At 71.6% G+C, this 19715-nt stretch carries 17 protein-coding genes; 3 read left to right on the forward strand and 14 right to left on the reverse strand.

All coding sequences use genetic code 11. The features are described 5' to 3' along the window. Positions 1 to 63: 63 nt before the first annotated feature. From cobT to ACFWGJ_RS26965, 8 genes are all read right to left on the reverse strand, one after another. Positions 64 to 4002, reverse strand: a complete 3939-nt coding sequence (gene cobT / locus ACFWGJ_RS26930; RefSeq protein ID WP_387329341.1) for a nicotinate-nucleotide--dimethylbenzimidazole phosphoribosyltransferase — start codon at positions 4000 to 4002, stop codon at positions 64 to 66. A 474-nt stretch (positions 4003 to 4476) separates the two neighbouring features. Beyond that, a complete protein-coding gene (cbiE, locus tag ACFWGJ_RS26935; protein ID WP_387329344.1) occupies positions 4477 to 5685 on the reverse strand; it encodes a precorrin-6y C5,15-methyltransferase (decarboxylating) subunit CbiE in 1209 nt (402 codons plus the stop codon). A gap of 128 nt (positions 5686 to 5813) precedes the next feature. Beyond that, positions 5814 to 6452, reverse strand: a complete 639-nt coding sequence (locus ACFWGJ_RS26940; RefSeq protein WP_387329347.1) for a GNAT family N-acetyltransferase — start codon at positions 6450 to 6452, stop codon at positions 5814 to 5816. 153 nt (positions 6453 to 6605) lie between these two features. After that, positions 6606 to 7436 carry a MetQ/NlpA family ABC transporter substrate-binding protein gene (locus ACFWGJ_RS26945; protein WP_387329350.1) on the reverse strand — a complete coding sequence of 277 codons (831 nt, stop codon included), beginning with the start codon at positions 7434 to 7436 and terminating at the stop codon, positions 6606 to 6608. 62 nt (positions 7437 to 7498) lie between these two features. After that, positions 7499 to 8326 (reverse strand): MetQ/NlpA family ABC transporter substrate-binding protein, encoded by an 828-nt coding sequence (locus ACFWGJ_RS26950; RefSeq protein ID WP_387329353.1) that lies wholly within the window; start codon positions 8324 to 8326, stop codon positions 7499 to 7501. Between the two features lie 202 nt (positions 8327 to 8528). Next, a complete protein-coding gene (locus ACFWGJ_RS26955; protein ID WP_387329356.1) occupies positions 8529 to 9356 on the reverse strand; it encodes a methionine ABC transporter permease in 828 nt (275 codons plus the stop codon). Then, entirely contained in the window at positions 9353 to 10453 is a 1101-nt protein-coding gene (locus ACFWGJ_RS26960) for a methionine ABC transporter ATP-binding protein (protein ID WP_387329359.1), read from the reverse strand. The genes ACFWGJ_RS26955 and ACFWGJ_RS26960 overlap by 4 nt, the downstream gene beginning before the upstream one ends. A 332-nt stretch (positions 10454 to 10785) precedes the next feature. Next, the gene (locus ACFWGJ_RS26965; RefSeq protein ID WP_387329362.1) at positions 10786 to 11433 is read right to left on the reverse strand and encodes an HAD family hydrolase; all 648 of its coding nucleotides are present in this window, start codon (positions 11431 to 11433) and stop codon (positions 10786 to 10788) included. Between the two features lie 69 nt (positions 11434 to 11502). Here ACFWGJ_RS26965 and ACFWGJ_RS26970 point away from each other — a divergent pair, with 69 nt between their 5' ends. Next, the gene (locus tag ACFWGJ_RS26970) at positions 11503 to 11862 is read left to right on the forward strand and encodes a hypothetical protein (protein ID WP_387329365.1); all 360 of its coding nucleotides are present in this window, start codon (positions 11503 to 11505) and stop codon (positions 11860 to 11862) included. A gap of 109 nt (positions 11863 to 11971) precedes the next feature. Then, positions 11972 to 12337 carry a hypothetical protein gene (locus ACFWGJ_RS26975; RefSeq protein ID WP_387329383.1) on the forward strand — a complete coding sequence of 122 codons (366 nt, stop codon included), beginning with the start codon at positions 11972 to 11974 and terminating at the stop codon, positions 12335 to 12337. Between the two features lie 81 nt (positions 12338 to 12418). Here the strand turns inward: ACFWGJ_RS26975 and ACFWGJ_RS26980 are convergent, their stop codons facing one another. The 3 genes from ACFWGJ_RS26980 to ACFWGJ_RS26990 all read right to left on the reverse strand — a co-directional run bounded on the left by ACFWGJ_RS26980 (position 12419) and on the right by ACFWGJ_RS26990 (position 14806). Continuing rightward, positions 12419 to 12922, reverse strand: a complete 504-nt coding sequence (locus tag ACFWGJ_RS26980; RefSeq protein ID WP_387329368.1) for a GNAT family N-acetyltransferase — start codon at positions 12920 to 12922, stop codon at positions 12419 to 12421. A gap of 46 nt (positions 12923 to 12968) precedes the next feature. Continuing rightward, complete coding sequence (locus tag ACFWGJ_RS26985) at positions 12969 to 13475, reverse strand: sigma-70 family RNA polymerase sigma factor (RefSeq protein WP_387329370.1); 507 nt, start codon at positions 13473 to 13475, stop codon at positions 12969 to 12971. 137 nt (positions 13476 to 13612) lie between these two features. After that, complete coding sequence (locus tag ACFWGJ_RS26990; protein WP_387329373.1) at positions 13613 to 14806, reverse strand: glycerophosphodiester phosphodiesterase; 1194 nt, start codon at positions 14804 to 14806, stop codon at positions 13613 to 13615. 494 nt (positions 14807 to 15300) lie between these two features. Between ACFWGJ_RS26990 and ACFWGJ_RS26995 the strand changes: the two genes are divergently transcribed. Beyond that, the gene (locus ACFWGJ_RS26995) at positions 15301 to 15924 is read left to right on the forward strand and encodes a 1-acyl-sn-glycerol-3-phosphate acyltransferase (RefSeq protein WP_225891333.1); all 624 of its coding nucleotides are present in this window, start codon (positions 15301 to 15303) and stop codon (positions 15922 to 15924) included. Between the two features lie 164 nt (positions 15925 to 16088). On the opposite strand, the gene ACFWGJ_RS27000 is transcribed toward ACFWGJ_RS26995, so the two are convergent. The 3 genes from ACFWGJ_RS27000 to ACFWGJ_RS27010 all read right to left on the reverse strand — a co-directional run bounded on the left by ACFWGJ_RS27000 (position 16089) and on the right by ACFWGJ_RS27010 (position 19244). Next, entirely contained in the window at positions 16089 to 17606 is a 1518-nt protein-coding gene (locus tag ACFWGJ_RS27000; RefSeq protein WP_387329377.1) for an MFS transporter, read from the reverse strand. Next, positions 17603 to 18154, reverse strand: a complete 552-nt coding sequence (locus tag ACFWGJ_RS27005; protein ID WP_210891949.1) for a TetR/AcrR family transcriptional regulator — start codon at positions 18152 to 18154, stop codon at positions 17603 to 17605. Before ACFWGJ_RS27005 ends, ACFWGJ_RS27000 begins: the two co-directional genes overlap by 4 nt. Before the next feature lie 118 nt (positions 18155 to 18272). Beyond that, complete coding sequence (locus tag ACFWGJ_RS27010) at positions 18273 to 19244, reverse strand: aldo/keto reductase (RefSeq protein WP_387329380.1); 972 nt, start codon at positions 19242 to 19244, stop codon at positions 18273 to 18275. Positions 19245 to 19715 lie beyond the last annotated feature (471 nt).

Genomic DNA, 19715 nt, shown 5'->3' on the forward strand with positions numbered 1-19715 from the left:
TGGGTCGGTGGTTGTGCCCACCCGTTCCGCCCTGCGGAACGCCTGCCCACAACCACCGACGGCCTACTTCTCCGTGACGCCCGCCGAGTCGAACGTCGCCACCTCGTGCATCGCCCTGGCCGCGCTCTGGACCACCGGGAGGGCCAGGAGGGCGCCTGTGCCCTCGCCGAGGCGGAGGTCGAGGTCCACCAGGGGGCGCAGGCCCAGCTTGTTCAGGGCGGCCACGTGGCCGGGTTCGGCGCTGCGGTGGCCGGCGATGCAGGCCGCGAGCACCTCGGGGGCGATCGCGCGGGCCACCAGTGCGGCGGCACCGGCGCTGACACCGTCCAGGATCACCGGCGTACGCAGGGACGCGCCGCCGAGGAGGAGGCCCACCATCGCGGCGTGCTCCAGACCGCCGATGGCCGCCAGGACGCCGATCGGGTCGGCCGGGTCCGGCTGATGGAGTTCCAGGGCGCGGCGGACGACCTCGGTCTTGCGGGCCAGGGTCTCGTCGTTGATGCCGGTGCCGCGGCCGGTGACCTCGGCCGGGTCGCTGCCGGTGTAGACGGAGATCAGGGCGGCGGACGCCGTGGTGTTGGCGATGCCCATCTCCCCCGTGATCAGCGCCTTGTTCCCGGCGGCCACCAGGTCGCGGGCGGTCTCGATGCCCACCTCGATGGCCGACCTGACCTCCTCGCGGGTCAGCGCGGGACCGGTCGTCATGTCGGCCGTGCCCGCCCGGACCTTGCGCGGCAGCAGGCCGGGCGTCGCGGGCAGGTCGGAGGCCACGCCCACGTCGACGACGCAGACCTCGGCGCCGACCTGGGCCGCGAAGGCGTTGCAGACCGCGCCGCCGCCGAGGATGTTGGCCACCATCTGGCCCGTGACCTCCTGCGGCCACGGGGTGACGCCCTGGGCGTGTACGCCGTGGTCGCCCGCGAAGATCGCGACGGCCGCCGGTTCCGGGATGGGCGGCGGGCACATCCGGGAGAGCCCGGAGAGCTGCGCGGAGATGATCTCCAGCATGCCGAGGGCCCCGGCCGGCTTGGTCATGCGCTTCTGGCGCTCCCAGGCCTCGCCGAGCGCCTTGGCGTCCAGCGGCCGGATGTTGGTGATGGTCTCGGCGAGCAGGTCGTGCGGCTCCTCCCCGGGCAGGGCGCGGCGGCCGTACGTCTCCTCGTGGACCACCCAGGACAGCGGGCGGCGCTTGGACCAGCCCGACTGCATCAGTTCGGGCTCGTCCGGGAACTCGTCGACGTATCCGACGCAGAGGTAGGCGACGACCTCAAGGTGCTCGGGCAGGCCGAGGCCGCGGACCATCTCGCGCTCGTCGAAGAAGCTGACCCAGCCCACGCCCAGACCCTCGGCACGGGCCGCGAGCCACAGGTTCTCGACGGCGAGCGCCGAGGAGTACGGGGCCATCTGCGGCTGGGTGTGGCGGCCCAGCGTGTGCCGGCCGCCCCGGGTCGGGTCGGCGGTGACGACGATGTTCACCGGGGTGTCGAGGATGGCCTCGATCTTCAGTTCCTTGAACTGCTTCGCGCGGCCCTTGGGAAGCGACTTGGCGTACGCCTCCCGCTGGCGCGCGGCCAGTTCGTGCATCGAACGCCGGGTCTCGGCGGAGCGGATGACGACGAAGTCCCAGGGCTGCGAGTGGCCGACGGAGGGCGCCGTGTGGGCCGCCTCCAGGACGCGGAGCAGCACGTCGTGCGGGATGGGGTCGCTGCGGAAGCCGTTGCGGATGTCGCGGCGCTCGCGCATCACGCGCAGGACGGCCTCGCGCTCGGCGTCGTCGTAGCCGGGCGCGGCCGGGCCGGTGGACTCACGTGTCTGGGCCACGGCGGCCGTGCTCTCTTCCTGATCGGCGGCCCGGGTGTCCAGGTCTTCCGCCTGCTGTGCGACTACGGGCTCGGGGCTGTCGTCCGCCGCCTCGGGCACGGGGAGCGTGCCGGTCTCGGAGGTCGGCGCGGGCTCCCGGGGGGCCGGCAGGACGAGGATCGGCTCGTCGTCCTGCTCGTCCTCGGGCGCGGTGCCGGGCCCTGCGGCGGATGCCGACGCGAGCGCCGGTTCCGGGGCGGGTTCGGCCACGGGCTCCGGCGTGGGCTCCGGCGCGAGCTGCTCGACGGGCGCCGCGGGCGGGGCCGCCGCCTCTTCGGCGGTCTGCTCGGCAGACTCCCCGGGGAGGGGGGCCACCGTCATGCCGTGCGGCGGAGTGGGGGCCAGGTGCGGGGTGGTCGGGACCGTGCCCTCGACCGGTACGAACTGTCCGACCTGGGCCGCCGGGTCGGCGGGGGCGGCCTGTCCGGGGTGTCCCACCGGCTGCTCCGGCGCCGCAGCCTGGAAGCCGTCCTGGAACTGGGCCGCCTCGCCCTGCGACTCGTCGCCGGAGGTCTGCTCAGCGGGCGTTGCGGATGCCTCGGGGAGCGCGGCGGGGTCGGGCTGCGCCGTTTCGGGAGCACCGACGCTCGGGGCGGCGGCCATCACGGGCTCCACGGCCTCCGCGGGCACCCCGGGCCCGGCAGGCGCGGCGAACTGCGGGGCCTCGGCGGCGTCCTGGATCTGGACGGCCTCCGCGACGGCGGGCTCGGCCTCCACCGGCTGCGACTGCGACTGCGGCTCCTGGAATCCGGCCTGCGGTCCCGCCTCGGCGAGGGGGGCGGCCGTGTCCTGCGACTGCGGGACCGGTGCCGCGTACTCGGCCGGCTGCGCCACGTCGTCGGCCGCCGGGGCGACGGGGGCCTCCGCCGTGTACTGTCCGGCCTCCTCGTCCGAGGGGTGGGCGAAGTGGACGGCGGCCGGTGCGGCCGGGAAGGGCGTGGGCTGGGGGGCGTGCGGGAAGTCGGGAAGCGCCTGGGCGTACTCGGAGCCGAGGCCCCCTTCCGGAGCCTGCGGGAACAGCGAACCGTCGGCGAGCTGCGGGGCCTGCGCGTAGTCCTGCGCCAGGACCGGCTCCGGGAACCGGGCCTCTTCCGGCGCCGGGACGGCCTGGGCGGGCGACGCGCCGCCGGCGGGCTGATCCGCGGCCGGGGACTGGACCGCTTCCGGCTGCGGAGGGACGTACGCCTCCTCGGGAGCCTGTCCGGGAACCTGCGCGCCCTCCGGAACCTGCGCGGCGGCCACGGCCGGATCCGCGCCCGCCGGCGCCGGGTCCACCACGGCCTGGGCCGGGTCCATCACGCTCTCGGCGGGTTCCGCCGGAGCGGGCGCCGCCTCGGGGAGCGCGTCGGCACCCGGAGCGTCCTGCGTCTGCGCCTGCGGGTCGCCTGCCGCCTGCGCCTGCGGAGCGGGCACCTCCTGGCTCGCGGCGAGCGACGGCCCGGCCCCCGCGTCGGACGTCTGCGCGTCGGATGTCTGCACGTCGGGTGTCTGCGGGTCGGGCGCCTGCGCGACCGGCGCGGCTCCGGCGGTCACCGGAGCGCCCGCGTACGCCCCCGCGCCCTCCGGGAAGACCGTTTCTGCAGGCGTCCCCCCGGAAGCGACCTGTGCCACCGGAGGCGCGACCTGGACCTGAGCCCGGGCGCCCCACGGGGAGGCGCCCTGCAACGCGATCTCGTCACGCGGCGCGTCGAGGTACTCGGGACCGGGCGCGGCCGGACCGGGCTGCCGTACGGGGAACGGGGTGCCCGGGGCCCCCGCCGGACCGCGGTCGGCGAGCGAACGCACCGGGCTGCCGGCGCCGTCCGGGGTCGGCGGGCCGAGGTGCAACGGGCGACGGGCGACGGGCGGCTGCGGCGCGGAGGTGGACATCCGCACGGCGCTGAGGTCGACCGAACCGCTGTCGCGGCCCGACGTCTCGTGCGGACCGGGCTCGTGGACGGCCTCGACGACCGGCACGGGAACCGGTGGGGCCACCTCGTTGCCCCACGCACCCTGGGCGCCCGGCAGCAGCAACAGGTCTTCGTCTTCGGCGGTGGGCTCGGAGAGGTAGGTGTACGCACCGGGGGCGGGGACGCCCGGCTGCTCCACCATGCCTGCGTTCTCCGGCAGTCCCTCGCCCGGGACCTGGCCGGTGTCGGTCATGCGTACCCCTCGCCCATCGGTTTAGTGCTCCTACGACCTGCTCGTCCGGGGCGGCGCACCGACCACCCGTCATGAGAACGAGCACACGGGCCGGGCGGCACGAACGACCGGTCGACAAAGCCATTAACTGGCATTGTCGCGGTCGGCACGCCACCGCGACAGGGTGATCCGTCACGGCCCGCTGTGGACTGCGCCACTTTGCGCGTCCTCCGGTTCTGCCGTACCACACGCCCCTCAAAATGGGTGCGTTTCACGGGCATTGACCGGCGAAATACCGGACAAGCCGATTGCAGTACAACGATCGGCCAGCCTACCGCGCGCAGTACGACAACAGGATCACAGGACAGCGATCGACCAGCGCCCGGCGCCCCGAAGAGGCGCGGGGAACGGCGCGCCCAGCCACGACGCGCCCGCGGACAACTCACCACCCCGGTGGGGCACCCCGCAGAGCACCCGGCGAGCGCTGAAGCCGAACTACAGCCGGCGTTCCAGCTCCCCCGAGAGCAGGAACGCCACACTCCGCTCCTTCTCCGTCCACGCGCGCGTGTCCAGCTCGACGGACTGCAGGAGGGCGCACTCGACCCGGTAGCCGTGCTCGGTCAGGTCCCGGCCGATGAGTTCGGCGGCGTCGCGGGTGGACGCGTGCGTGACGATGCGCTCGGGGCGCCGGTCGGCGACGGCGGAGACCACCGCGGCGCCGCCGCCCCCGACGCGGACGACGTCCGGCTCGGGGAGATTCTCCAGGACGTGCGGGGCGGTGCCGTGGGTGATCTGGAGCTGGACGCCGAACCGGCGGGCGGTGGCCATCGTGCGGGCGCATGCGTCCGCGTCGCGGTCCACGGCGATGACGGCGGCGCCGCAGCGCGCGGCCTCGGTGGCGAAGGCGCCGCTGCCCGAGCCGATGTCCCAGACGAGGTCGCCGATCCGCGGCCCCAGGCGGGCGAGTTGCGCCGCGCGCAGCACTTCGGTCTCGCCCTCCCCCAGTTCGTCGCCGTACACCTCGTCGGGCAGCGCCCAGCCGCGCGGGCCGGTGCCCGGGTCGCGGCCGGCGATCCAGCCGCCGCCCTCGGAGGAGGTGACCGGGCCGCCCATGACGATGACGACGTTCGGGTCGCGCCAGGTGTGGTCGGCGACCTTGTCGGAGGTGAGGATCGAGACCCGCTCGCGCTCGGTGCCGAGCTCCTCGCAGATGACGAAGGTGCGGTGGACCCCTTCGAGGAGCAGTCCGAGTTCGGCGGGGCCGGCGCCGGGTGAGGTGAGGACGGCGACCTTGGTGTGGGCGCGGCACACATTCACCGCGCGTCGCAGGGTGCGCCGGTGTGCGACGACCACCTGTGCGTCGTCCCAGGGCATCCCGGCGCGGGCGAAGGCGGCGGCCACGGACGAGACCGCGGGGACGACCTCGACCTCCAGGCCGAACTCGGGGTCGCGCAGGGTGCGTACGACTCCGAAGAAGGCGGGGTCCCCGTCGGCGAGGACGACGGCCGTGCCGCGGTGGGCGGTGATGCGGCGGGCCGCGAGGGCGACGCTGCCGAGCCGGATGCGTTCGGCGGCAGGGGGCACCTCGGGGAGGGCCAGGTGGTGTGCCGCGCCCGCCACGAGTGTCGCGGCGCCGAGGGCCGAGCGCGCCGCGTCCGTCAGCGGCGAGCCGTCACAGCCGATCACCGTGACCCGGTCGGCCATCGTTGTCAGTCTCCTGGAGTCATCGCAGGTCGTCGGATGGGCGGTGGGCCACCGGGCAGGCGCGCGGAGCCCCGTGAGCGTACCTCGTGACGTCCGGGGGTGCCGGTCGGGGTGTCGGCGGGAGCGGTTCAGTTCCAGTCGGAGTACGAGGTGAAGCCACCGGTGTCGGCGAGTTGCTCGGCGATGCCCTCGATGTCCTCGGGAAGCAGGCCCCACACGATGAAGTCGGTGCGCAGGTCCTCCCAGCGTCCGTCCTCGGTGCGGGTGCGCGCTATGCAGGCGCCCCGCAGGACGCCCTCGCTGATGCAGCCGATCTTCTGCGCGACCTGCTGGGAGGCGGTGTTGTCCGCCGCGGTGCGCAGTTCCAGACGCTCGAACTTCTGGTCGTTGAACAGCCATTGGGCGGTGGCGAGCGCCGCCTCGGAGGCGTAGCCCTCGCCGCGGGCCCAGGGGGCGGTGATGTACGACAGCTCCGTGGAGCGGACATGCCAATTCGTGTTGCCGAGCTGGATGATGCCGACCAGGCGCTGGGTGAGGAACTCCACGACGACCAGATCGAGTCCACGGCCGGAGGCGCGCTCGGTGGGCGCGTACTCGTCGATCCACGTGCGGGCGGCGGCCTCGGTGAAGGGCTGCGGCACGGACGTCCAGGCCGCGACCTGTTCGTCGTTCATCATCTCCGTGAAGGCCGGAATGTCCTCGTCCTCAAGAGGGCGCAGCACCAACCGCTCCGTGTTCAGGGAGATGTCGGGGAAGGTGTTCGTCATGCGCCGCTCCGTAACCATCAGGGACCGTCGGGCCTGCTGAACTGCCCAGCATGCAGCATGCAGGCACCGAACTGCACCACGGAGTCGGCTCCTTGTCGACGAGTCGACACCGTGGCGCAGCGGGAACGGCCCGGGGACGGCCGGGGTGCGGCGTCACCCGGAAGTGACGGGCAGCACCGATCCCTTGTACTTGTCCTGGATGAACTTCCGCACCTCGTCGGAGGTCAGGAGCTCGGCGAGCTTGCGGACCCGCGGGTCGTCCTCGTTGCCCTTCTTCACGGCGAGGAGGTTCGCGTACGGGTTGTTCTTCGCGGACTCCAGCAGGACGGCGTCGTCGGCCGGGCTGAGGCCCGCGTCCTGGGCGTAGTTGTTGTTGATGACCGCGGCGGCCACGTCGTCCAGGGAGCGCGGCAGCTGTGCCGGTTCGAGTTCCTTGAACTTCAGGTTCTTCGGGTTCTTCACGATGTCGCCCGGGGACGCGGTCGTACCGGCCCCCGCCTTCAGCGTGATGACGCCCTCGGAGGCGAGGAGTTTCAGGGCGCGCCCCTCGTTGGTGATGTCGCTGGGGACCGCGACGGTGACGCCGTCGGGGAGGTCGGCGACGTCCTGGACCTTCTTCGAGTACACGCCCATGGGCGGCAGGTACGCGTCCACGACCGGGACGAGGTCGGTGCCCTTGGACTTGTTGAAATCGTCCAGGAACGGCTCGTTCTGGTACAGATTCGCGTCGAGCGAGCCCTCCTGGAGCGCGGTGTTCGGCAGGACGTAGTCCGTGAACTCCTTGATCTCCAGATCGAGTCCGTTCTTCGCGGCGAGGTCCTTCTTGATGTACGACAGGACCTCGCCGGCCGGGACCGCGGTGGCGCCGACGACCAGCGCGCCGTCGCCTCCGCCGCCGGAGCCCTCGTCCTTCGCGCCGCAGGCGGTCAGGGTCAGGCCGAGGGCCAGTGCGGCGACGGCCGCGGAGATGACGGGCTTGCGCATCGTCGGCGCCTTCCTCAGGTGGTTCGGTGGTCCGGGTGACCCGGGCGGTGCGGAGCGGTCGGTCAGAAGGACGCGATGACGGAACCGGCGTACTTGCCCTCGATGAACTTCTTGACCTCGGCGGAGGTCAGGAGCTTGGCGAGCTTCTTGACGCGCGGGTCGTCCTCGTTGCCCTCCTTGACGGCGAGGAAGTTGCCGTACGGGTTGTCGTCGGCGGACTCCAGCACGAGGGCGTCCTCGGAGGGCTTGAGGTCGGACTCGATGGCGTAGTTGCCGTTGATGACCGCCGCGTCGACGTCGTCCAGGGAGCGCGGGGTCTGGGCCGCCTCCAGCTCCTTGAACTTGAGGTTCTTCGGGTTCTTCGCGATGTCCTTGGGGGTCGCGTCGTTGCCCGCGCCGTCCTTGAGCGTGATGATCCCGTTGGCGTCGAGGAGCTTGAGCGCCCGCGCCTCGTTGACCGTGTCGTTCGGGACGGCGACGGTCGCGCCGCTCTTCAGCTCGTCGGCCTTCTTGATCTTGTTGGAGTAGAGGCCGAGCGGCTCCAGGTGGACCGTGACGACGGGCACGATGTGAGTGCCGTTCTTCTTGTTGAAGTCGTCGAGGTAGGGCTGGTTCTGGAAGTAGTTGGCGCCCACCGAGCCGTCCTCGGTCGCGGTGTTCGGCAGGACGTAGTCCGTGAACTCCTTGACCTGGAGGTCGAGTCCCGCGTCCTTCGCGAGGTTGTCCTTCACGTAGTTCAGGATCTCGGCGTGGGGGACGGGGCTGGCGGCCACGATCAGCGGCCCGCTCGTGTCGGAGGCGTCGTCCTTGTCCGAGCCGCAGGCCGTGAGGCCCAGGGTGAGGGCTCCGGCGGCGAGGACGGCGGTGGTGAGCTTTACGGCGTTACGCACGAAAAGTGCCTTTCCATGTGGGCTGGGTGACCCCGCGAAGGGTGTGCGGGGGCGTCTGCGGGTGTGGGTGGGAACGCGTACGGGTGGTGTGCCGTACGCGGTGGTGTGGCTGTGCGGAGGTCTCCGGGCCCCGGAGGTCCCCCGGGGTCCGGGTGCCTCTGAGGTCCCTGAGGTCCCTGAGGTCCCTGAGGTCCCTGAGGTCTCAGGCGACCTTGCTGACATCGGCCGCCTGCGTGTCGGCGGAGGTGCCCGCGTCCGCGGGACCGGAGCCGGAGTCGGCCTCGGTGCCGGTGTCGGCGGTCGCCCGGGAACCGGAGTTCACCGCGGCCCTGCTCCTCAGCAGCCTGAGCCGCGGCGCGGCGCCCGACTGGCCGCCGCGCCGGTGCAGCCCCCGCGCGGCGTAGTCGCCGACGAACTGGATGAGGGAGATGACCACGGCGAGAACGGCCACGGTGATCCACATCAGTTCGGTCTCGAAGCGCTGGTAGCCGTAGCGGATGGCGATGTCTCCGAGGCCGCCCGCGCCGACGGTGCCGGCCATCGCGGAGTAGCCGATGAGGGCGACGATCGTCGTCGTGGTGCTGGAGATCAGCGACGGGAGCGACTCCGGGACGAGCACCTTGCGCACGACGGTCCAGGTGTTGCCGCCCATCGACTGCACGGCCTCGACGAGGCCGCCGTCCACTTCGCGGACAGCCGTCTCGACCAGACGCGCGAAGAACGGGATCGCGCCGATCGCGAGCGGCACGATGGCGGCCTCACGGCCGATGGTGGTGCCGGTGATCGACCGGGTGAAGCCCATCAGCGCGACCATGAGGATGATGAACGGCATCGAGCGGGCGATGTTCACGACCTGCCCGATGACCTTGTTCAGCACGGTGTTCTGCAGCAGGCCGCCCCGGTCGGTGAGGACCAGCAGGATGCCCAGCGGCAGACCGCCGACGACGGCGATGACCGTCGACCAGCCGACCATGTAGAGGGTGTCCCAACACGCCTGCTCCAGCAGCGGCTGCATCTCGGACCAGGTCACTTGGCACCTTCCTTCACCAGCGCGGACGCCAGGGCCGCTGCTCCGACGAGCTCGATCTGCAGGCCCTGCTCGCGCAGGAAGCCGATCGGCACGACGTTGTCCTCGTACCGTCCGGGGAGTTCGATGCGCATCCGGCCGACCTGCCGGCCCGCGACGGTGTCCATCGCGGCGCCGAGGATCGAGATGTCGATGTTGTACGTGCGCGAGAGCTGCGAGATGACCGGCCGGGTCGCGGCGTCGCCGTGGAAGGTGACGTCGATGACCGTGCGCTCGTCACCGGAGGCGTCGCCGCTGACCGGGAAGAGCGCGGCGGCCAGCTCGGAGCCGGGGGTGGCGAGCAGTTCGGTGACGGTGCCGGACTCGACGATCTGCCCGTTCTCCATGAGCGCGGCCGAGTCGCAGACGGTCTTGACGACGTCCATCTCGTGCGTGATGAGCAGGACGGTCAGCCCCAGCTGGCGGTTCAGGTCGCGCAGCAGGTGGAGGATCGAGCGGGTCGTCTCCGGGTCCAGGGCGCTGGTCGCCTCGTCCGACAGGAGCACCTTGGGGTCCCCCGCCAGGGCACGGGCGATGCCGACGCGCTGCTTCTGGCCGCCGGAGAGCTGGGCCGGGTAGGACTTGGCCTTGTCGCTGAGGCCGACCAGGTCGAGCAGTTCCAGCGCCTTGCGGGACCGCTCCTTGCCCGACTTCCCGAGGATCTCCAGCGGCAGCTCGACGTTGTCCTGGACGGTCCTCGTCGACAGCAGGTTGAAGTGCTGGAAGACCATGCCGATACGGCTGCGCGCCTGCCGCAGCTCCTTGCCCGCGCGCGGGCCGCGCCCGGCGAGGGCCGTTAGGTCCTGTCCGGCGACGGTCACGGTGCCGGCGGTGGGGCGCTCCAGCAGGTTGACGCAGCGGATGAGGGAGGACTTGCCGGCGCCGGACTGTCCGATGACGCCGTACACCTCGCCTTCGCGGACATGCAGATCGACGCCGTCCAGGGCGGTGATCTCACGGCCGCGGGAGCGGTAGACCTTGGTCAGGCCTGTTGTCGTGATCACTGGGGTTTCCGTCACTGTCGAGTGCAGGGCGTGGGTGTGCGCCGGGCACGGGTGCATTTCGGTCGAACGCGGCTCGGTCGTTCACGCGGTGGCGTCGGGAACCGGGCTTCGGCAGAACTGCGTGCGCGGGGCAGGCTCAGTCGCGTACGAAAGGGAGGTACGGGCGGACGTGAGCGGACTCGCTTCGGGGCGCGAGGCTGGGGGCGGTGCGGGGGCCCTCTAGAAGGCGCACATTCGACACATACAGCGAGCACCGGGCGTCATGGTCGCCTCGGTCGCAAGGATGCGGCTGCTCGTCGTGGTCATGAGAAAAGTAAAGCAGATCTTTGCGCGGTACAGGGAACCGCTGTCCGCATCACGGACAGCGGTGGACACCCCTCGGAGGCCTCTCAGTCGCCGACGGAAAGCTCCACTCCCTCATCGGTGACCAGTGCTGACACGGCCGAGAGGTCCTTGACCACGACATCCGCGGTCAGCTCGGCGGCCCGGTGGGTTGTGGTCAATGCCACGGTGGTCATGCCGGCCGCGCGGCCCGCCTGGAGTCCCGCGGGCGCGTCCTCGAACACGACACAGCGTGCGGGGTCCACGCCGAGCCGCCGGGCGGCGAGCAGGAACGGCTCGGGGTCGGGCTTGCCGCGGGTGATGTCGTCGGCGGCGACCAGGTTCTTCGGGCGGATGCCGACCTCGGCGAGACGGGCCTCGGCCAGCCGCCGGGTGGCGGAGGTGACGACGGCCCAGCGGTCGGCGGGCAGCGAGTCGAGGAGGGCCTTCGTCCCGGGCAGCAGGTGCACTCCGCCCGCGACGTCCTCCACCTCCAGCTGCTCGATGCGTACGACGGCCTCGGGGACCCTGGCGGCGGGCAGCAGGTCGGCGGCTATCTCGGCGGCCGGGCGGCCGTGCAGCTCGACCCGGGCGAACTCCTCGGCGGTGATTCCGTACTCCGCGGCCCACCTGCTCCAGCAGCGGTACACCGAATCGAGGGACGAGACGAGTGTTCCGTCGTTGTCGAACAGCAGGGCATCGGCTCGGATCTTCATGTCCTCGACCCTACGGGGCACGCCGGGGGCGAACGCATCAGGCCTTTTGGCCCGTAATAGGGTCGCGGCATGCTTGATGCCCTGACGGTCGCGACGGCCGTCGCCGCGCTCGCGCTCGCCGCCTGGTGCGGCTGGGCCGCCTACCGGGACCAGCCGACCAAGGACTGGCACTTCATCGGCATGGCCGTGGTGACGCTCCTCACCCTCGCCCAGCTGGTGGTCGGCATCGTCCAGCTGGCCCGCGGCGAGAAGCCGGAGCAGGGCACGACGATCTTCGTGTCCTATCTGATCGGCGCCTTCGCATGCGTCCCGGCGGCGGGCTTCATGTCGCTGGCGGAGCGCACCCGCTGGGGTTCGATCACGGTCGCGGCGGGCGGCGTGGTCCTCGCCGTGCTGCAGGTACGGCTCTACGACATCTGGGGAGGCTGAGATGGCGGTACCCGCCGGGAACCCCGGGACGCCCGAGAATCCCGGGACGCCCGAGGACTCCGCGACGTCCGGCAAGCCCGGCCGCACGCGCCTCATCGGCGGCCCCGGCATGCTGCTGGTCTGGCTGTACGGGGTGATGGTCGTCGGCGCCGTGTCGCGCTCGGCCGTACAGATCTCGACGGAGTTCGACAAGGCGCCGCTCGCCTATTCACTGTCGGCGGTGGCCGGGCTCGTGTACGGCTTCATCACCTACTCGCTCGTACGCGGCGGCGAGCGGGCCCGCAGGGCGGCGCTGGTGTGCTGCGCCGCCGAACTCGCGGGCGTCCTGACCGTCGGCACCTGGACGCTGGCCGACCCCTCCGCCTTCCCCGACGCCACGGTCTGGTCGGACTACGGCATGGGCTACCTGTTCATCCCGGTCCTGCTCCCGATCACGGCGATGTTCTGGCTGCGCAGGTCACGCAGGGCCCCGTAGGGGCGCGGGGAACTGCGCGCCCGGCCACGACGGACCCGCAGACTCCCACCGGCCGCCGTACAGAGCCGCCGCGCAGAGCCGCTACGCGCTGGCGACGAACGCGCTGGCCTGCACATCCTTCGCCAAGGTCACCAGGCTGAGCCGCTCATCGACCCGCTCGGTCGCCACCGGCTCGTACCCGTGCTTCCGGTACAGCCGCAGATTGCGGTCACTGCGATGCCCGGTGAAGAGCTGGAAGCTCTTCGCCCCGGCGTCCGCCGCGAGCCGCGACTCGATCGCGTCGAGCAGCCGCCCGCCCAGCCCGTGCCGCTGCATCCGGGGGTGCACGATCAGCTTGTCGATCCGGGCCGTGCCATCCGCGCCCACGGAGCCGCGCACCGAGGCCACCACCTCGTCGCCGAGCCGGGCCACCAGGACCGTGCCGTCCGTGAGCTCCGCCTTGAGGGAGTCCAGCGGCTGGGTGAGGGGCTCGATGCTGTAGTCGCCGTACAGCTCGGCCTCGCTCTGGTAGCAGAGGAACTGCAGTTTGAGGATCTGCTCGGCGTCCTGTTCGGCCGCCGCCGAGATGGTCACGCTCATGCCCATGTGTGCATGCCTCCCGCTCACCTGTTCCGCCGGTTGTCCCTCACTCCTATCCCCGCCGTTCATGCGCCGCAACCTCCGATGTGAGCATTCGGCGCAGACAACTCAGGCATCTGGAACGATCCGGACCGAGACTGCCCTGTGAGATACCCAACTCCCCCGCGATCTCCCGGTACGTGAGGTCTTTCGGGGACAGCAGAGCCGCCATGAGGCGCGGGCAGCGGCCCGGCAGCCGGCGTACGGCGGAGTGCAGGGCCCGGCGCCGGGCGGCGCTGAGCGCCAGCTGCTCGGGGCCCGGCCTGCTGTCGTCGGCGGGCTCGGACGCGTACGGCCGTTCGAGGTTCGCGGTACGTCCTGCGCGGCGCGCCTCGGTGCGGACGGCGACGCGCAGCCAGGCGGCCGGATCGGCGGGCGGGCCCTCCGTGCCGAGGCGTTCCAGGAGGCGCACCCAGACGTCCTGTTCCAGGTCACTGGACTCGGCTCCGGAGGCATATGCCTCGGCCGAGGCCTCGGCCACGAGCAGGGGGCGCAGTGTGTCGAGCATGTCGTGGGTCATATGCGGCACGACGCGGCCGTCCCGGCCAGAGGTTGCCGGGACGGCCGTACGTCACCCGACCGGGTCCGCGGGCGCGGTCGTTGACGACCGGGACGGCGGACGGATCGGTTCTGGGTCAGTCCTGGATCGGTTCCGGGTCAGCTCTTCTTCAGGAAGTCCTCGCGGGCGAGGAGGCCGGTGTCCGGGTTGTCGGTGAAGACGCCGTCGATACCGGTGGCGAAATACGTGGCGAAGGCGCCGAAGGCGTCACCGTAGGCGTCCGCGTCGGTGCCCTTGCGGAAGTTCGCGGGCAGGAAGGGGTTCTCGTTGCGCATCGTGTACGGGTGCAGGATCAGGCCCTCGGCGTGCGCGTCGCGGACCAGGGTGGTCGGCGTGGTGAGGTTGCCGCTCGCGTCCTTCGGGATGATCAGGTCGAGGGTCGGTCCGATGCCCTGCGCGTAGGAGGCGATCCACTTCAGGCCGGCGGGCTTGACCAGGTCGGCGACCGTACGCGGGTCGCCCGTCTCCACGAAGTCCCAGGGGCGGGTGTTCGCGGCGGACAGGAGCACGGCCAGCGGGTTGTCCACCAGCTTGTCCATGCGCTGGATGCTGGTCGGTTCGAAGGACTGGAGGATGACCGGCGAGTTCTTCTTGTCCAGGCCGTGCCTGCGCAGCACCTTGGCGACCCGCTCCTCCAGGCCGAGGCCCAGCTTGCGGAAGTAGGTGGGGTGCTTCAGCTCGGGGTAGATCCAGACCTGCCGGCCGAGCTTCCTGCTCTGCTCCTCGCGCCAGCGCAGCACCTCCTCGAAGGTGGGGATCTCCCAGCGGCCGTCGTAGAGGGTGTTGTGCGGGCGGTTGGCCGGAACGCGCTCCTTGGCGCGGAGGGTCTTCAGCTCGGCGAGCGTGAAGTCCTCGGTGAACCAGCCGGTCGTGGAGACCCCGTCGAGCAGCTTGGTGGCCTTGCGGTCCGCGAACTCGGGGTGCGCGGCGACGTCCGTCGTACCGCCGATCTCGGGCTCGTGGCGGCAGACGAGGTGGCCGTCCTTCGTCGGCACCAGGTCGCCGGCCTCGATGATGTGCGCGCCCATGTCGAGGGCGAGCTGGTACGAGCCGAGCGTGTGCTCCGGGCGGTAGCCGCTGGCGCCGCGGTGCCCGATGATCGTGGGCCTGGGCAGGCTCTTGTAGCCGCTGTTGTAGCCGCCGGTCCCGTGCTTCTCGCCGGCTCTCGCCGTACCCGGCAGGCCGAGGACCGCTCCGCCGGCGCCGAGGACCGCGGCCCCGAGCAGGGCGCGCCGGCCCGGGGTGGTCCCGGTGCGGCCGTCGTTCGAGTCCTGCGTGTCCTGCGTGCCCATGAGCGCTCCTCCGCATACTGCCCTGCACCTGTCAAAGCGGGACTGATCGTAGGTGGGGTGCGGTGACGGGTGGGAGACCTTGGACGGAACACGTGGGTGACGGTGGGTGTCTTCCTGCCACTGTCCCTGGGGGCTGCGCCCCCAACCCCGCTGTCGCGCTCGCGCGCTCGTCCTCGAACGCCGGACGGGCTGAAGGGGAGTTTGGACAGCCGTGGGTGGGAACCTGCCCCATGAGGGCTAACTCGTGCGGATTTCGTCACACCGTCTCGTGCGGATGACGGCCGTGTGACACGGCGCCACCCCAGGTAAACAAGGGTCAACAGTGCGTATCCAGTCGGTGAACCCGATGTGCGCGACCCCGGCGCGCGCGAGTATCGTCCTCACCTGCACAGACTTGAAACCCACACAGACTTGTCACCCACCTCTTGATACCGGAGGGCCCGTTGTCCCGCTTCGCGCTCATCAAGGCAGTGCTCGGACCGATCATGCGCCTGATGTTCCGCCCACGGGTGGAAGGTGCGGAGCGCATCCCGGGCACGGGACCGGTCATCCTGGCCGGCAACCATCTCACGTTCATCGACTCGATGATCATGCCGCTGTTCTGCGACCGCCAGGTCTTCTTCATCGGCAAGGACGAGTACGTCACCGGCAAGGGCCTCAAGGGGCGGCTGATGGCGTGGTTCTTCACCGGCTGCGGCATGATCCCGGTCGACCGGGACGGCGGACGCGGCGGTGTGGCGGCGCTGATGACGGGGCGTCGGGTGCTGGAGGAGGGCAAGGTCTTCAGCATCTACCCGGAGGGCACGCGCTCTCCCGACGGGCGGCTCTACCGGGGCCGCACCGGTATCGCGCGGCTCGCGCTGATGACCGGGGCGCCCGTGGTGCCGTTCGCCATCATCGGCACGGACAAGATCCAGCCCGGTGGTGCGGGGTTCCCGCGGCCGGGGCGGGTCACCGTGCGGTTCGGCGAGGCGATGGAGTTCTCGCGGTACGAGGGGATGGATCGCGACCGGTATGTACTGCGGGCCGTGACGGACTCCGTGATGGCTGAGGTGATGCGGTTGTCCGGGCAGGAGTATGTGGACATGTACGCCACGAAGGCGAAGGAAGCGGCGTAGCTCCGCTGGTTTTTTGACCGGGTGGTCGTCGGCTTGTCGGGTGCGGGCCGTCCTGGGCTGGTCGCGCAGTTCCCCGCGCCCCTGAGGGGGTGGGGCGCGGGGAAGAGTTCGTACGTGATCGTTGTCGGGGGCTGGGCGCGCCGTTCCCCGGGCCTCTTACGGGGCTACAGCTTTTGGTTCCTCAGTAGGCGCCATGCTGCCGCTGATGCGGCCAGCAGGACCAGCGCGCCCAGGCCTGCCGCCAGGGCGATGCCGTCCACGAAAGCCGTGCGGGCCGCGTCCAGCAGGGGCTCGGGGGTGGGCAGGGCCGAGGAGGCCTCCACCGCTCCGCCGAGGGACTCGTGGGCCGCGTCGGCGACTTCCCGCGGGGTCCCCGCCGGGGCCGTGAAGCCCGCGTAGACGCCCGTGACGATCGAGCCCAGCAGGGCGATGCCGAGGGCCGCCCCCAGCTCGTACGCCGTCTCGGAGACCGCGGACGCGGCGCCCGCCTGTTCCTTGGGCACACTGGAGAGGATCACGTCGGCGGTCACGGTGAAGCTGAAGCCCGCGCCGACGCCGACGACCAGCAAAGCCGTGCCGAGGAGCGGATAGCCGGTGGACTGGTCCAGCACGGTCAGCGCGGCCAGGGCGAGCCCGATCGCGGCGAGGCCGCCCGCCACGACGCCCCGTACCGAGTACCGGCGAGCGAACGTTCCTGCGACCAGTCCCGCCGCCACCGCGCCGACCGCGGCGGGCAGTTCGGCGAGGCCGGCCTCCAGCGGCCCGCGCCCCTGCACGAGTTGCAGGTACTGCGAGAGGAAGAAGACCACGCCGGACAGGCCGAGGATGGTCAGCAGATCGGCCAGTACCGCTCCGGAGAAGCCGCGGTTGCGGAACAGCCGCATGTTCAGGAGCGGTACCGGGAGCGTCAGTTGACGGCGTACGAAGCCGTACAGCGCCGCCGCTCCCAGCAGGGCCGCCGCGCCCGCCGTCGCGTTCGGGCCGTGCGAGGCGGCCTCCTTGATGCCGTACACGATGGCGACCATGCCGACGAGGGACAGCACGACGCTGAGGAGGTCCCACGGGCCGGGCTCGGGGTTGCGGGACTCCGGCAGGAGCTTCACGCCGACCAGGACGAGGACCGCCATCACGGGCAGGTTGATCAGGAAGACCGAACCCCACCAGAAGTGTTCGAGCAGGAAGCCGCCGAGGACGGGGCCGACCGCCGTACCGGCCGAGGCGGTGGCGCCCCAGATACCGATGGCCAGGCTGCGTTCGCGCGGGTCGTGGAAGAGGTTGCGGATGAGGGCGAGCGTGGCGGGCATCAGCGTGGCACCCGCCACACCGAGCAGCGCCCGCGCCACGATCAGCAGTTCGGGCGAGGTCGCGTAGGCGTTGAGCACGGAGACCAGGCCGAACGCGACCGAGCCGACGAGCAGCAGCCTCTTGCGGCCGACACGGTCGCCGAGGCTGCCCATGGAGACGAGCAGACCGGCGATGACGAACGAGTAGACGTCACCGATCCACAGCAGCTGGTTGCCGGAGGGCTTCAGGTCCTCGCTGATGTAGGGGGTCGCGAGACCGAGGACGGTCGCGTCGACGGCCACCAGCAGCACGGCGAGGACGAGGACGGAGAGCGCGAGCCAACGGCCCGGTCGCTTCTCCGCCTCCGCCGCGAACGCCGGCCGCGTCGTGCTGGTCATGATTCCTCTCTCCGTAGTGCGCCGCCGAGCAACAGCTCGACGATCATGTACTGGAAGTCCTTGGCCGCCACCCGGCCCTCGCTCACGGCCCACGCCCCGGAGGCGAAGAGCCCGTAGAGGGCCTCGGTGAGCCAGGCCGGCGTCAGGTCGATACGGAACTCGCCGCTCTCCTGGCCCCGCCGGAACAGGGCGGCGATCCGGGCGTCGATGCGGGACCAGCCCGCGTTCTGTTCCTCGCCCTCGAACAGCTGGTTCTCGGTGTAGAGGAAGCCGAGCAGGCCCGCGGCGCTCTCGAACTCGCCCACCAGACGGCGTACGGCCTCGCGGGCGGTGCCGTCGTCGAGCCGGGCCGCGTCCAGCGCGGCCTCGCACTCCTGGATGCCCAGCTCTTCGAGGGCCCGTACGAGGGCGTCGCGGCCCGCGAACTGGCGGTGCAGGGTCGCCCGGCTGATCCCGGCCGCCTTGGCGACCTCGTCCATGGTGGCGGTGGCTCTGCGGGTCAGCAGGGCGGCTGCGCTGCGCAGCACGTGTTCACGATCGACGGCCATGAGACAACCATAACCCAGATGAGACAATGATGTCTCATACGGGGCATGTGACGCTCACCGGGAGGGGGCCGGGGAACGTCAGAAGGGGTGGTCGGGCGGGCCGGGCGGTCGGGCGGGGTCAGTGCCAGGGCAGTTCGGCTCGGTGCTCCCAGTACGCGCCCGGTTCCTCGGCCAGGGTGTCGAGGCGGGCCACCTGGCCGTCGTCGAGGTCGACCACCGCGGCGTGCAGGTTGGACGCGAGGTGGTTGGTGGTGGCCGCGCCGGAGAGGACGACACCCGCCCAGGGCCTGCGCAGCACGAAGGCGAGGGCGACCGCGTCCGAGCCAACGCCCGCCTCCTCCGCAACGGCGCGCACGGCGGGCGGCGCGTGCGGGTCGGCGAGGCGGCCGTTAGCCATGCCCTCCTTGATGATCACGGTGAGTCCGGCGTCGCGCGCCTCGGCGAGCGCGGGGCCCGCGGAGGTGTCCAGGACGTTGTACGTGGCCTGGACGGTCCGGAAGAGGGGCGTCGAACCGACGGTCACGGCGAGGGCGGCGCGGATCGCGTCGGCCTGGGCGGGGCCGCTGGTGGAGAAGCCGACGGTCAGGCCCTGCGCGGCGGCCTCGGCCAGTTCGGCGTGCAGTTCCTTGTCGGTGAGGGCCGGGCTCTCGGGCGTCACGGAGTGGATCTGGTAGAGGTCGAGACGGTCGCCGAGCAGGTCGGCGCTCTCGGCGCGCTGCCGCACGTACGTGGGGAGGCTGTGGTCCTTGATCTCGTGGGCCTCGGCGTCCGTGCGCCAGTCGGCGGTGTAGGTGTAGCCCCACTTGCTGCCGACGACGATGTCGTCGATGGCGGGGTGGGCGGCCAGCCAGCTCGCCAGGAACTCTTCCGAGCGGCCGTAGGAGCGGGCTGCGTCGAAGTAGCGGACGCCTTGGGCGTAGGCGGCGTCGAGGAGGTCGTGGGTGCGGGTGCGCAGGGCTTCCACGCTGCGGTCCGCTCCGAGGTCTTCGTCCCGGCCGAGGGTGATGTAGCCGGGGCGACCGATTGCGGCGAGGCCCAGGCCGATGTGGCAGGTGGGGGTGGTTGCTGTTGCCAGTCGGGCGAAGGGCATCGCGAGCTCCGTTTGGTCGGCAGCGGTACGGCTGTCCGACCAACGTATCCCGACGATCTTTGGGGCGGGTGTTGTGGTGGGGGTGCGGGTGCGGGTGCGTTGTGGCTTGTCGCGCAGTTCCCCGCGCCCCTTGAGGAGGCCGGTGGCCTGGTGCGGGTAGGTCGCGGTTGCCCGCGCCGTTCCCCGCGCCCCTGAAGGGGCGCGCCCGCATCCAGTCGAGTGCGGGTGCGTCGTGGCTGAGCGCGCCGTTCCCCGCGCCCCTTAAGAGGCCGGTCGCCTCGTGCGGGTACGTCGTGGTCGCCCGCGCCGTTCCCCGCGCCCCTTGGGGGTGTGACGGCCGGTGGCATGCTGCGGGTGCGTCGTGGTTGCCCGCGCAGTTCCCCGCGCCCCTTGGGGGTGTGACGGCCGGTGGCATGCTGCGGGTGCGTCGTGGCTGAGCGCGCAGTTCCCCGCGCCCCTGAAAAACGGGGC

It is taken from the genome of Streptomyces sp. NPDC060205 (assembly GCF_042728395.1).
GTDB lineage: Bacteria > Actinomycetota > Actinomycetes > Streptomycetales > Streptomycetaceae > Streptomyces.